We start from the raw sequence: 12,694 nt of genomic DNA on the forward strand, positions 1-12,694 counted from the left end.
AGGAGTAACAATGAATAGTCGGAACAATGGAGCACAGGAACAGGATTTTCTTCTTGCTGTTGCGTTGAACGCCATGATTCCTCTCGCCAACGAGCGTACGCTGCAGGCAGCCTATTACATCCTGCGCGGTCGAAAAGCAAATCAAACCCTTCAGGATGTCCATTTGTACAGCCTTTATCCGTATTATCGGATGTTTCCGCAACTTTCAAAAGAGAATTGGGATAAAATTGTTTCGAATTTGTTGCAACGCAAGCTGATCGTGGAAATAGAGGGGGCAGGAGGGGGCAGGAAGCCTACCTTTGCGGTTACTGCTACTGGACTGCACTTTGCCCGTGAGCAGTTTGGCATGTATCAGATGCACCTCTGGTTAGCGCCGTTCAATCAGTCGTCTCTCACGTACAATACAGAGCTATTCTGGCAACGCCTTCATCTATTGGTACAGACGATTTCGCAAATGGCTGCTGCGAGTATGAATTTCATACCAGTTGTGTCGGACAGACGGATTCAGCAATGGGTCAAAATGCAGGTAGGGGATTCGCGTGTCAGATCAGGCTGGAAGAATCATTTAGCTGACGAGCTGTACGCTTTGTGGGCCCCTTTCCCTGCCCAGGTGCAAAGACTGATGGTCGCCCAGTTGTCCGGTGCTGCACAAACTGGTAAAACACTCGGACAGCTTGCCATGCAGCAAGGAGAGTCAAAGTTTTATCTACACGTGCTTTTCCGCTTTGGTTTGGTTTCCTCGATTCAGCGATTGCATCAAGAAAAGGAACAGTTTCCCTATCTACATGCATTGGTTCAGATCCATGACCCGGAAAATGGAGATCCAAGGTTGAGTGAAAGTGCCTCCAGGACCTATGCGCTGATTAAACGAGGGTATCAAAAAGACAAGATCGCCAAGTTGAGGGGAATCAAAGTGAGCACCGTTGAAGACCATCTCGTGGAAATGGCCCTTCGCTGCCGTGAATGGGATTGCTCCGATTACCTGCATGCTAATCAGGCAGCCGAGATCGTCAGTGCGAGCGAAAAGCTGGGGACAAGCAGACTGCGCATGATAAAGGATCATCTGGGAAAAGACGTTTCTTACTTACAAATCCGTCTGGCTTTGGCCCAAAGACAGGGGGAAAGTGCGCCGTGAAAGAAGGATTAGAAGAACAACTGCACAAGCATTTTGGCTACCCGTCATTTCGTCCAGGGCAGCTGGAAGTGATCCAATACGTGATGAGGGGCGAGAGTGTGCTAGGCATGCTTGCTACAGGGGGCGGGAAATCGATCACCTACCAATTGCCAGCCATGTTGTTGCCGGGCATTACAGTGGTGATTTCCCCGTTGATCTCTTTGATGATGGATCAGGTGCAGCAACTACGCGCCATACGACGGATACCGGCTACTTACTTGAACAGTACGCTGGACCAGCGTGATGCACGCGAAATTCTAAGAGAAATAGAACGTGGAACATACAAGCTGCTCTATATATCACCTGAGAAGCTGCAACAGCCTTATATCCAGACGGTCCTAAGACGTGTGGGTGTCGCGCTGATTGCCGTGGATGAAGCCCATTGCATCTCACAGTGGGGACATGACTTCCGAACCGATTACTTGAGGCTGCCTGAGGTGATTGAGAAGCTTGGGAAGCCACCTGTACTTGCGGTGACTGCCACCGCCACCTCGGCCGTACAGAAAGAAATATGCGAACTCCTTGGCATTAAGCCTGAACACATCGTTCAACAGCCTTTAAATCGGGACAATATTGCTATTGAACGCATAGCCGTCCCAGGAGAATCAGAACGGCGCCTACAGGTCCTGCAGCTGATGGATCGACTAACAGGCCCTGGAATCGTTTATTGCAGTACTAGACAAGCTGTAGACGTCCTGGTAGCCTCCTATCAGCTGGAGGGAAAACGTAGCGTTCACGGATACCACGGTGGAATGAACAGTATGGAACGTATGATGATTCAGGCGCAGTTTTTAGCAGGTGAACTGGAGATCATCGTCGCGACCAATGCATTCGGGATGGGGATCGACAAATCGGATATCCGCTTTGTGATTCACTACCAGATGCCCGCGAGTTTGGAAGCGTATGCCCAGGAAATTGGCCGGGTAGGCCGTGACGGAAAACCGGGATATGCGGCCCTTTTTTACGTTTGGGACGATGTCCAGATTCATCAGCACATGATGGAGAGGGAGTATCCGAACCGACAGCAGCTACAGCAGTTTACTGAACTGCTTTTGAAGGGGGAACCCTTTACGACTGAGATGCTTGCTTCCATTGACATGACCCAAGATATGGCGGAGCTTCTGCTTTTTTACGCGGAAAGAGTGGGCATCCCGTCAAGAAGTGAAGCAGCAGCTTCGATGGAACCTGATGCGCTCCGAGATTGTGGGGATGCCATAATGCGGGAGCTGGAGGTACGAAAACGCTTGAAACAGCAAAAGCTGGCAGAGATGCTTGACTACGTCCAGGAGCGGGAAGTGTGTTTGCGCAAACGCATCAATCACTATTTTGGGGACTCGGCGGCTGGCTTTACCCTGCAATGCTGCAGCAGTTGCGGATTGAATCGAAGGGTTTATGAGGCAGAAGAGGTCGCCTGGACGAAAGAATCCCAGGAAAAGAACTGGGATTTGTTGCAGGCGTTGTCCGTGCTTTTGCCGAAGTGAGTAAGGAGGTTTCACTTTGAAGGATCTCAGGCAAGAGATGGATTTAGCCACATTGCTGCTGAATCTCTGGCTGACACAAGGAGTCATCTTGGGGATTGCAGCGACATGCAGCCTTTTTTTACATGGCTGGGAATCCACCCTTGCAATGTTTTCATTGCCGAGTAAGTCAGGATTGGGATGGGCAGCGATTGTGGCAGCCCTTGTGATCGCCTTAAGTATCTTTATGGAACACTGTTTACCTAAGCGCTGGCAAGATGATGGAAACATCAATGAACAGCTGTTTGGTCAACTCTCATTCGTGATGACTGTACTTGTCTGTTTCGTGGTAGGCTTCAGCGAGGAATGGCTGTTTCGAGGTGTCATTCAGCCGTTTGCAGGAAATCTTTGGACGAGTGTCATATTTACAATGGTACACATCCGATATTTGCGTAAGCCACTATTGATAGCCAGTGTGTTTGCAACTAGCTGGCTTTTGGGTGAGCTATTCGATGCGGAAGGCACTCTTTGGCTACCGATTGCGGCACACATCATCATCGATATGACACTTGCCTTCTATCTACAATACATGTTGAGATGCGGAAAGGGGGAGGAAGAGTGAGAGAAGGACAGGATGGATTGCCACCGCGCCGCTCCCGAGCCATTCAGCGAAAAAAGCAGAAGGTTTCGTTGAAGCGGATCATTCAAGGCGGATTAATATTGTTTGGAACTCTTTTTTTCGGATTGATCGGATTGGAATTGTATCAAGCGAAGAATGCGAATCCAATACAATCGGTAGCCTCGAGCATACCGGACAGCTCAAGCGCGGAAACAACCCCAGGAAATCAAGGCCAGACACCCACGACATCTCCGCAACCATCTAATGAAGCACCTCCACCAACGAATGCGGAAAGTACGGAACCAAAGGCAGAAGCAAAACCTGCTGTACCCGTTGTAGCTCCTGCCCCGCAGCCATCTACGCCCGTACTAGCGGTACCAACACCACAGACAGCTACACAGGAGCCGGCAGCTCCGGCTCCGGTTGCATCAGAGACACAAACATCCAGTGAACAACCCAAAACAGTCAGACATGTGGTCGAAAAGGGGGACACGCTGTTCAAGCTGTCTCGGAAATACTACGGCAACAACTCTGGTGTATCCCGTATCGCCCGATATAATGGATTAGCCGCCGATGCCCAGCTTACAACGGGGAACGTCGTCATCATTCCACTGTCGAAGTAATGGATGTCGCCTGTCTCGGAGAAGCTATGGAGAAACCATGGCGACAGGGTGGCGATAAGGGCTCGAACCTGACACCTGCTCAGGTGGCTGAGCTCCCAATATTGCCTATCTGGATGACAGCGTCGAGCAGATGATTCATCAGAATGGCGAGCTGCAAGAGATCCTTCTCGCTTCTCATCGACGTATGCAAGTGAACAGAGCGTTTTTGGCTTTTCCGGGTGCGCAAGTCCAATCACAGCTGCTGCAAGGAACGCGCGTCCGTTTCACTGAAAAAGGTCATGTGCTGGTCAATCCCCGCACCAAAGAAACGGATCATCCACATATCTGGGCGGTGGGAGATCTGGTCAATCATTCGCAGCAAGTGAGCATTGCGATGGGAGATGGCGCACAGGCAGCGATCTGGATTCACAAGCGATTGAAAGAGATGAACTAAGAACTTTTCCTGGGAAAGCGCATAATTTGACAGTGAATAACATTCCTCTCCTTTTCTGTTCGGGAAATCGACAGGCTATGCGAATATGCACGAAGTGGCACGGAAGGTGTCGCTTGGCTATTTTCCGACTACCAAATGTGATATGATAGGACTACCTCTCCATTTTCTAAGCGGTAAAAAATGGGTACATGCCAGCAGGTACTCGTCGGAAAATGCGGAGAACTCTTACAGGCTTACCATCATATTTTGTAGTACGACTGGATGGCGAGGAGGGACAGTCATGCGTGTTGAACGCCTTGGTCAAGATAAGATACGGATCTTTTTAACATTTGACGATCTGTCAGAGCGCGGAATAGAGAAAGAAGACATGTGGCGTGACATTCCTAAAGTACATGAACTGTTCAACGACATGATGGAGCAGGCTTACCATGAATTAGGTTTTGAAGTGTCCGGACCTGTCGCCGTTGAAGTGTTCGCCTTGCCAGCTCAGGGAATGGTCGTAATCGTAACTAGAGGTAAAACAGGCTCAAAAGATGGAAAAGAAGAGGAAGATTTCGAGGATGAAGAAGTATACGAACTTGAGGTTACGCTGGAGGAGAGCGATCTCATCATCTACGCCTTCCGCGACTTTGAGCATCTTGTTGAAGCCTCTCATCGAATAAACGCTCTACTGACCAATGGGGGCACGGCCTACTTCTACAAGGAGAAATATCACCTTGTTTTGGAGGAAATCGATTTGGATCAGGAGCGGTATCATAAGTTGATTGCGATCCTTTCTGAGTACGGAGAAGCGACGCCAACCACGATTTATGTACTTGAGGAATACGGAAAGGTAGTCGTGGCTGACGACGCCGTCAAGGAGATATGCAGGCACTTTACCTAAAGAAGTCCATATCAGGAATGATAAAACAAGCACCTAGTAGACAAACTAGGTGCTTTTACTGTCCATGTTTAAGCTTGCGGGATGCCAGAAAAGAAATCGTGTTCTTTGCCTTCAAGCACATAACCAGTCAAGTTGTTCCATGCAAGAATATAATGATTTTGTACGGGAACTCTGGAAGTGTCGCCAAAAATAGCGCCGGGAAACACTCGATCTACAGACAGGTGCTGGGTACGATGTGCAGCCAAGGCATTAGCCACATTTGAAGCATATGACGGTCCTTCAATCACGGTTGTAATCGACTCGATTGGGTCGGAGTAAACAGGCTTAACAGCGCCAAGAGTGGTATGGGTGGCGCGAGTCGCGTAGTAGAGCTTCCGTACACTGCTGTCCTCGGGAAGCATATGAATTGCTTGCGTAGTGGCTTTGGAAATAGCAATATGATCAGGGTGACCGGAAATTCCATGTGGAGCAAATGTGATGATGATTTCAGGCTGATAGTGGGCGATGGCCTCAAGGATCTTGTCTACTAACTCTTGCAACGGGACTTCATTCAAATGCTTGTCTTCGTAATCCCAGAACTCTACCTGATGTAATCCGAGGATTTCGGCAGCCCTTCTCAGCTCCTTTTCGCGGAAAGAAGCAAGTTCATCGATGGCACAGAGTGGAGGGTCGCCGGCTTTTCCTGCCTGGCCCCTTGTCGCACAGATTAAAGTAAGCTGGTGCGTCGTTTCTGCGGAGTATTTAGATATCGCAATTCCGGAGGTAAAGCTTTCATCGTCCGGATGAGCAAAAATAAAAAGTGCGCTGTGGTTTTTTTTCATAAAAAAACCTCCTAGGATTAACTTCCATTCTACCGTACCATTATGACATAGATCCGAAGAATTGGTAATGAAACAAACAGCATAGGGAACGCTATTTGTATTATCCCCTAGAAGGATTCATGTACCACGGTGGAAGGTAACTGGAATAAAGGTCACAGGTTGTTTGACAAAAAATGGGTGATGGTGGTAGAAAAGGAAGTCTGTGTGTTAAAAAGTTCCCAAATGGAATTTTTGCATCTTCTCATACCTGATACAAGCGTGTATACTTAACGATGGATTTACCGACAACATTTCTGAGGTGGTAAGTAATGGGTAATCAAGAAGTGGTAACCGAAAGCACCCAAGGGAAAAAACCTGAAAGTACAAGTTTGCTCCAATCAACCCAAACGGTGATCAAAGAAGCACTGGAGAAACTAGGTTACCAAGATTCGATGTTCGAACTCTTGAAGGAGCCGCTACGCGTTTTGACTGTACGCATTCCGGTTCGCATGGATAATGGCGAGGTCAAGGTGTTTACAGGGTATCGTGCGCAGCATAACGATGCAGTTGGACCGACCAAGGGGGGCATTCGTTTCCACCCGGCAGTGACAGAGGATGAAGTGAAAGCGCTTTCTGTTTGGATGACGTTGAAGGCTGGTATCGTGGATTTGCCTTACGGTGGTGGTAAAGGCGGTATTATCTGCGATCCGCGTGAAATGTCTTTCCCTGAATTGGAGCGTCTCAGCCGTGGCTATGTGCGTGCGGTGAGCCAGCTCGTGGGACCTACAAAGGATATTCCGGCACCAGACGTATTTACGAACTCTCAAATTATGGCTTGGATGATGGATGAATACAGCATTATCCGCGAGTTCGATTCTCCTGGCTTCATTACAGGAAAACCGATTGCATTGGGTGGATCGCATGGTCGTGAAACAGCTACTGCAAAAGGTGTAACGATTTGCATTCGTGAAGCTGCAAAGCGTCGTGGGATTGACGTTAAAGGCGCTCGCGTTGTGGTACAAGGCTTTGGTAACGCGGGAAGCTACCTTGCGAAGTTCATGCATGACATGGGTGCCAAAGTAGTGGGCATTTCTGATGCATATGGAGCTTTGCACGATCCAGATGGTCTGGATATTGACTATTTGCTGGATCGCCGCGATTCTTTTGGTACTGTGACCAAATTGTTTAAGAACACCATTACCAACAAGGAACTGTTGGAGCTGGATTGCGATATACTTGTACCTGCTGCGATCGAAAATCAGATCACAGGAGAAAACGCAAACAATATCAAAGCGAAGATCGTGGTTGAAGCCGCTAATGGCCCGACGACGTTGGAAGCGACTAAAATTTTGACCGAGCGTGGTATCTTGCTGGTACCTGATGTGCTGGCAAGCGCTGGTGGCGTGACGGTTTCCTACTTTGAGTGGGTTCAAAACAACCAAGGCTACTACTGGACATTGGAAGAAGTGGAAGAGAAGCTGGAACAAGTCATGGTTCGCGCTTTTGAAAACATCTACTCCTTGTCACAATCCAGACGTGTCAACATGCGACTGGCTGCTTACATGGTCGGCGTACGCAAAACGGCAGAAGCATCCCGCTTCCGTGGGTGGGTCTAAGCTGAACAAAAAACCTCCTTAATGGAGGTTTTTTGTTTTTAAGGAATGTCTCTACTTATCAAACCATTTTTGCAGGGTTTTCGCATCGCGTGATTGCTGTAACGCTACGATCAGCTTGAGTCGTGCCTTTTGCCCATTCAGGCCATTGGAGAATACAATTCCCATTTCCTTCAGCTGACGACCGCCGCCTTCGTAATCATAGACATCCTGTACCTGACCGTTGTAGCAGCGGGAGACGAGCACGATGGGGATACCCTTGTTCAAAACCTGTTTGAGCGTCGGAATGATGGCAGGAGGGAGATTTCCCAAGCCAAAAGCTTCTACAACCAATCCATCGATCGGCTGTTCGATTAAAAAGCGAATCCAACTGGGATCCATACCCGCAACCGCCTTAATCAATGGAACATTAGCATCGGCATGCGAGATGGAATAGTGTTCCCGAACTAGTGGTGCGTGGTGATACTGAACATGTTTTTTCGAAACCGTTCCGATTGGGCCGTATTGTGGTGATTGAAACGTAGCGACATTGCTCGTATGTGTTTTGGTAACGTGACATGCTGCGTGAATCTCGTCATTGAAGACGACCAGAACGCCTTTATCTACACTTCCAGGATCGGCAGCTGTTCGGACAGAGGAGATCAAGTTGACTGGACCGTCAGCCCCTAGCTCATTGCTGCTTCGCATAGCTCCGGTCACTACGATAGGCACGGTGTGAGATAACGTCAGATCGAGGAAGTAAGCTGTCTCTTCCAGCGTGTCCGTTCCGTGCGTAATGACAACTCCGTCGCAGGAGTCATGAGCCAGCTCCGCTTCGATTTGCTGCCGCAAGAAATTCATCAACTCAGGAGTCATGTGCGGACTTGGTAAATGCAGGACGTTTTTCATGGTCACATCTGCATAGCGAGTCAGAAAGGGAAGGATCTTTCCCACAGCTTGATCATCAAGTGGCTTGACACCTTCCGAGTCATCCACGGACATCGCGATGGTACCGCCAGTATTTAACACCAGAATTTTTTTAGACATGATCTCTCTCCTGTAGCGGGTTTTCATTAACCATTATTCATGGTACGATGAATAACAGCCTTGTGTAAAGGAGTAATACACGGATGATCGCTTTGATCGGAGCTGCCATAGCCCCCGGTATTGCCATCTTGAGCTATTTTTATCTGCGTGACAGCTTTGAACCGGAACCGATTTCGATGGTGATTCGCTCCTTCATCTTCGGGGTGTTGTTAGTGATACCCATCATGGTGCTCCAATTCATCATGCAAACTGAATGGAACTGGCGGGATGGTATTGTTGCAGAGGTTATACAGTCGGCGGTAGTAGAAGAGTTTTTCAAATGGATGGTTATTTTTTTTACGGCATACAAGCATGTGGAATTCGACGAGCCCTATGACGGGATCGTATACGCGATGGCGGTTTCTCTCGGTTTTGCAACCTTAGAGAACCTGTTCTATCTGATCATTAACGGAACGAATGTTGCATTTTGGCGTGCTCTTTTGCCTGTTTCCAGCCATGCGCTGTTTGCTGTCTGGATGGGATACTATTTGGGTAAAGCAAAGTTTAGTAATCATCGGCAAAAAAAGCGCATTTTTCTATGGGCATCGATCCTTTTGCCAATCACCTTGCACGCTTTGTACAATGCCATTTTTCTGGCCATTCAGAATTGGCTTTTGGTCATTATCCCATTCATGGTCATTTTGTGGTGGCAAGGGATGAAAAAGGTACAGCGAGCACATGATTTTAGTTCTAAAAATCTTTCTTCCCGTCCACAATAGGGTGGAGGAGGAGACGATACGTGCTGAAAAATCAACGAGCAAAAGTGATTATTCGCTGCAATGTATGTGGAGAAACATTCACACTGCGAGGTCGTCGCGAACCTGGCGGGGAGGTCGAAACAGGCTTCAAGCAATGCTTGTGTGACAACGAACAGTTTTTTCTCATTCAGGAATTCTAAATGCGTTTATGACGCAGCAATGAAAAGGACCTGTACACGGACAAACGTGTATGGGTCCTTTTTCTTCGTTCAAGAAGGACATACATGCATAAACCCTCCATCCTCCACCAACACTATGCAAAGATTTCATTACGTGCCAAGGAGGGTACAACCATGCGAAATATTTGGTTCGCTGGTATTGCGTTGGTCTTAGCTATTGCAGGATTTTCAGGATACACCCTTCTGTCGTCTATAGAGAGCGCTGCTGCTACTCAGTAAGTGGAGCAAGCTGTGTCAGGAAACGCTAAGAACAACAGCAAAAAAACATTTCATGCTTCCAGTGTATCTGCAAATGACATCAAGCTGATGGCCAACGCTGTTTATGGAGAAGCCAGAGGCGAGCCTTATGAGGGACAGGTTGCAGTAGCTGCTGTCATCCTAAACCGAGTGAAGAGCTCCTCATTTCCTGATACTCCTTCGGCCGTCATATTTGAGCCACGTGCTTTTACCGCAGTAGCAGATGGACAAATCTGGTTGGAGCCAAACGAAAATGCTCGGAAGGCCGTGAAAAACGCATTGAGCGGGTGGGATCCTACTGGCGGGTGCACCTATTACTTCAATCCAGCAACGGCTACATCCCAATGGATATGGAGTCGACCACAGGTAAAAAAAATTGGAAAGCACATCTTCTGCCGTTAAATACCAGCAAGTGAAAAGGAGGAGTTGCAAGACATGGTGTACGGAGCTCTATCACGCGTTCTTTTTCCCGTCGCAGTAGTCGCACTCGTTGGTGCGGGTGTGTGGGGTTATCAGGAGCACAATGAAAAAAACTCAGTTTTAATCAAGGCAGAGAACTCCTATCAGCGAGCTTTTCACGATCTCACCTATCATGTGGACAAGCTCCATGACGAGCTGGGCAAGTCCTTGGTCGTGAATTCACGCAAGCAGATGACACCAACACTCACGAATGTGTGGCGCTTGGCGTACGCTGCTCAGTCGGATGTAGGACAATTGCCGCTTACGTTGATGCCGTTCAACAACACAGAGGAAATGCTAGCCCGTGTAGCGGACTTTTCCTATCGAGTGGCGGTTCGCGATCTGGACAAGCAGCCACTGACCGAAAAGGAATACCAGACCCTAAAAAGCCTGCACAAGCATGCAGCTGACATCCAAGATCAACTGCGGAATGTACAGAGCAATGTCATTGACAAGCAATTGCGCTGGATGGATGTAGAGACAGCACTCGCCTCAGATGACAAGAAATCAGATAATACGATCGTAGACGGGTTTAAGACGATCGAGAAAAAAGTACAGGAATACCCAGACTTAGACTGGGGCGTAGGCATTCAGAGCTTGGATAAAAAGAAGCAGCAGCGGATCAAAGGAATCGATGGAAAAAAGGTTAGCAAGGAAGATGCAAAACGAATCGCGCTTGATTTTGTAGGTATGAAGGAAGGCAATGTGAAGGTCGATGTAGACGAGAACGGGAAGGGGGAAACCTATTCGGCTTACAGTGTTAGAATTACTTCCCCAAAAGATGCTACAGCGATCAACATGGACGTTACCAAGCGAGGCGGCAAGGTCGTTTGGCTGATGGATGAAAGAAAGGTTGGCAAAGAGAAAATTTCAATTGAAAAAGCGCAAGAAAGCGGTCATAAATTCTTGCGTGCTCACGGTTATGACAATATGAAGGTAGCGGAAATCGATAGCTACGACGGTATGGCCGTATTCACCTTTGTTCCAGAGGTCGACGGAGTACGTTTCTATCCGGATGCTGTGGTATGTGAAGTGGCTCTGGATTCGGGACGCGTAACCGCCTTCAACTCGACAGAGTACCTGTTCAACAACAAGAAGCGGATGGTGCCAAAGCCGAAAGTAAGTAAAGAAGAAGCTAGAGGAAAAGTGAATCCAAGTGTAAAAGTGACAGACCAAAGACTCGCCATGATCGAAGGGAAAAATGATGGCAAAGAGGTTTTAGCCTGGGAGCTGACCGGTAGCTTTGAAGGGAATACCTATATGATCTACATCAATGCACAGACAGGAGAAGAAGAAGAAATCGTTCGGATGGAGACAGGTGGCAATCAACAACCGGGAGTGCAATAGCCTGAGCTTGATTTTCAGAGGGAAAGCCTGATTACAGGGGCTTTCCCTATTTGCTGATTTCAAACAATAGGGTATATAATGGAAGAATGAGAGGGAAAAGGAGGAACGTTGAAAGATGCTGCCGCGAATTGGCCAAACATTAAGACTGAACGTGAATAGTTCCTCTGAAGAAGCACGTGCTCACTCGTTTAAGAGCCGTGTGACAGATAGTAAGGACGGCATAGCCGTAATTGAATTGCCAACGAGTGAAAATACAGGCAGAACCGGCTTGCTAGATGTCGGTACACCCTGTTCCGTCTGGTATGTAGGGGAAGATGGATCACGCTATGAATTTCAATCTTCTATTGTAGGCAGACAGAGTGAACCATTGCCTGTCTTGTTTTTACAGCTGCCTGCCAAAGAGGAAATCGTGCGTACACAGCGCCGCAATTACTTGCGCATTGATTCCTCCTTGGATATTGCCGTAAAACTAATCGATCCGATTCGGAACTACCATTTTCTTACACGAACAGTAGATCTGAGCGGTGGAGGATTATCCTTTACCTGCAAGGATACGTATCACCTGCAGGAAAATGATACTGTGCAAGTGTGGATTGCGTTTCCGAGCAAAACCGGACAAATGCAGCATGCAAGCGCAGAGCTTCAGATCGTTAGAGTAAAACCAGCGGAAGAAAAAGGACTAAATCAGTGGGTTTCAGGGAAATTTATACAAATCAGCGAAGCAGATCGCGTTAAAGTAGTGAGAGCCTGCTATGAACGGCAATTGGATCTGCGTAGAAAAGGCGTTATCGAGTAGCGCCAGACAGGATGGGACCTCATGCGAAGCCATTACAACGAGAGATACCGCCGTTTTTCCATGCGAATAGAAAAAGCAATCATGATCGGAATCGCAGTGTGCATGATCGTGCTTGCGGCAGGTGAATTGTTGATTCAATACGACCCAGTGCGCTCTGTTTTGATCGAGACGGAGAGGCTGGAAGGGGTTTCGGGAGCTCCCTAAGGTTTGCGCATGTTTCCATCCTATGGTACTATGAAAAAGATATATCC

14 protein-coding genes and 1 pseudogene are annotated in these 12,694 nt (G+C 48.0%); 13 read left to right on the forward strand and 2 right to left on the reverse strand.

Annotated elements, in window-relative coordinates:
- Positions 1-10 precede the first annotated feature (10 nt).
- The 6 genes from JZI27_RS02500 (at position 11) to JZI27_RS02525 (ending at position 5,189) form a co-directional block, all read left to right on the forward strand.
- Positions 11-1,135: a YpbB family protein gene (locus JZI27_RS02500; RefSeq protein ID WP_280206660.1), complete on the forward strand. Its 1,125-nt coding sequence runs from the start codon at positions 11-13 to the stop codon at positions 1,133-1,135.
- The gene (locus JZI27_RS02505; RefSeq protein ID WP_280206662.1) at positions 1,132-2,655 is read left to right on the forward strand and encodes a RecQ family ATP-dependent DNA helicase; all 1,524 of its coding nucleotides are present in this window, start codon (positions 1,132-1,134) and stop codon (positions 2,653-2,655) included. The genes JZI27_RS02500 and JZI27_RS02505 overlap by 4 nt, the downstream gene beginning before the upstream one ends.
- Before the next feature lie 16 nt (positions 2,656-2,671).
- A complete protein-coding gene (locus JZI27_RS02510; protein WP_251242868.1) occupies positions 2,672-3,253 on the forward strand; it encodes a CPBP family intramembrane glutamic endopeptidase in 582 nt (193 codons plus the stop codon).
- A complete protein-coding gene (locus tag JZI27_RS02515; protein ID WP_183184889.1) occupies positions 3,250-3,873 on the forward strand; it encodes a LysM peptidoglycan-binding domain-containing protein in 624 nt (207 codons plus the stop codon). The genes JZI27_RS02510 and JZI27_RS02515 overlap by 4 nt, the downstream gene beginning before the upstream one ends.
- 109 nt (positions 3,874-3,982) lie before the next feature.
- A complete protein-coding gene (locus JZI27_RS02520) occupies positions 3,983-4,306 on the forward strand; it encodes an FAD-dependent oxidoreductase (protein ID WP_280206780.1) in 324 nt (107 codons plus the stop codon).
- A gap of 280 nt (positions 4,307-4,586) precedes the next feature.
- Positions 4,587-5,189: a genetic competence negative regulator gene (locus JZI27_RS02525; RefSeq protein ID WP_280206667.1), complete on the forward strand. Its 603-nt coding sequence runs from the start codon at positions 4,587-4,589 to the stop codon at positions 5,187-5,189.
- A gap of 68 nt (positions 5,190-5,257) precedes the next feature.
- Here JZI27_RS02525 and JZI27_RS02530 read toward each other — a convergent pair whose 3' ends face one another.
- A complete protein-coding gene (locus JZI27_RS02530; protein ID WP_122908344.1) occupies positions 5,258-6,010 on the reverse strand; it encodes a PIG-L deacetylase family protein in 753 nt (250 codons plus the stop codon).
- A gap of 308 nt (positions 6,011-6,318) precedes the next feature.
- Between JZI27_RS02530 and JZI27_RS02535 the strand changes: the two genes are divergently transcribed.
- Positions 6,319-7,605, forward strand: a complete 1,287-nt coding sequence (locus JZI27_RS02535) for a Glu/Leu/Phe/Val family dehydrogenase (RefSeq protein ID WP_122908343.1) — start codon at positions 6,319-6,321, stop codon at positions 7,603-7,605.
- 51 nt (positions 7,606-7,656) lie between these two features.
- On the opposite strand, the gene JZI27_RS02540 is transcribed toward JZI27_RS02535, so the two are convergent.
- Entirely contained in the window at positions 7,657-8,628 is a 972-nt protein-coding gene (locus JZI27_RS02540) for an asparaginase (protein ID WP_122908342.1), read from the reverse strand.
- Between the two features lie 83 nt (positions 8,629-8,711).
- Here JZI27_RS02540 and prsW point away from each other — a divergent pair, with 83 nt between their 5' ends.
- From prsW to JZI27_RS02570, 6 genes and pseudogenes are all read left to right on the forward strand, one after another.
- Positions 8,712-9,386 carry a glutamic-type intramembrane protease PrsW gene (gene prsW / locus JZI27_RS02545; protein ID WP_280206670.1) on the forward strand — a complete coding sequence of 225 codons (675 nt, stop codon included), beginning with the start codon at positions 8,712-8,714 and terminating at the stop codon, positions 9,384-9,386.
- A 20-nt stretch (positions 9,387-9,406) separates the two neighbouring features.
- Positions 9,407-9,565, forward strand: a complete 159-nt coding sequence (locus tag JZI27_RS02550) for a hypothetical protein (protein ID WP_183184887.1) — start codon at positions 9,407-9,409, stop codon at positions 9,563-9,565.
- An 84-nt stretch (positions 9,566-9,649) separates the two neighbouring features.
- Positions 9,650-10,243: pseudogene (locus tag JZI27_RS24905) on the forward strand (cell wall hydrolase).
- A gap of 33 nt (positions 10,244-10,276) precedes the next feature.
- Positions 10,277-11,647: a germination protein YpeB gene (gene ypeB, locus JZI27_RS02560; RefSeq protein WP_122908339.1), complete on the forward strand. Its 1,371-nt coding sequence runs from the start codon at positions 10,277-10,279 to the stop codon at positions 11,645-11,647.
- A gap of 115 nt (positions 11,648-11,762) precedes the next feature.
- Positions 11,763-12,443 carry a flagellar brake protein gene (locus tag JZI27_RS02565; protein WP_122908338.1) on the forward strand — a complete coding sequence of 227 codons (681 nt, stop codon included), beginning with the start codon at positions 11,763-11,765 and terminating at the stop codon, positions 12,441-12,443.
- Positions 12,444-12,464: 21 nt separating this feature from the next.
- Complete coding sequence (locus JZI27_RS02570) at positions 12,465-12,647, forward strand: hypothetical protein (protein WP_122908337.1); 183 nt, start codon at positions 12,465-12,467, stop codon at positions 12,645-12,647.
- Positions 12,648-12,694: the final 47 nt, after the last annotated feature.

Source organism: Brevibacillus sp. AY1 (genome assembly GCF_029870785.1).
GTDB classification, from domain to species: domain Bacteria; phylum Bacillota; class Bacilli; order Brevibacillales; family Brevibacillaceae; genus Brevibacillus; species Brevibacillus invocatus.

What these genes read in the sequence shown, in the direction of transcription:
- JZI27_RS02500 (WP_280206660.1), top strand. Translation starts at nt 11, where the DNA reads ATGAATAGTCGGAACAATGGAGCACAGGAACAGGATTTTCTTCTTGCT.
- JZI27_RS02525 (WP_280206667.1), top strand. Translation starts at nt 4,587, where the DNA reads ATGCGTGTTGAACGCCTTGGTCAAGATAAGATACGGATCTTTTTAACA.
- JZI27_RS02530 (WP_122908344.1), bottom strand. Translation starts at nt 6,010, where the DNA reads ATGAAAAAAAACCACAGCGCACTTTTTATTTTTGCTCATCCGGACGAT.
- JZI27_RS02535 (WP_122908343.1), top strand. Translation starts at nt 6,319, where the DNA reads ATGGGTAATCAAGAAGTGGTAACCGAAAGCACCCAAGGGAAAAAACCT.
- JZI27_RS02540 (WP_122908342.1), bottom strand. Translation starts at nt 8,628, where the DNA reads ATGTCTAAAAAAATTCTGGTGTTAAATACTGGCGGTACCATCGCGATG.
- prsW (WP_280206670.1), top strand. Translation starts at nt 8,712, where the DNA reads ATGATCGCTTTGATCGGAGCTGCCATAGCCCCCGGTATTGCCATCTTG.
- ypeB (WP_122908339.1), top strand. Translation starts at nt 10,277, where the DNA reads ATGGTGTACGGAGCTCTATCACGCGTTCTTTTTCCCGTCGCAGTAGTC.
- JZI27_RS02565 (WP_122908338.1), top strand. Translation starts at nt 11,763, where the DNA reads ATGCTGCCGCGAATTGGCCAAACATTAAGACTGAACGTGAATAGTTCC.
- JZI27_RS02570 (WP_122908337.1), top strand. Translation starts at nt 12,465, where the DNA reads ATGCGAAGCCATTACAACGAGAGATACCGCCGTTTTTCCATGCGAATA.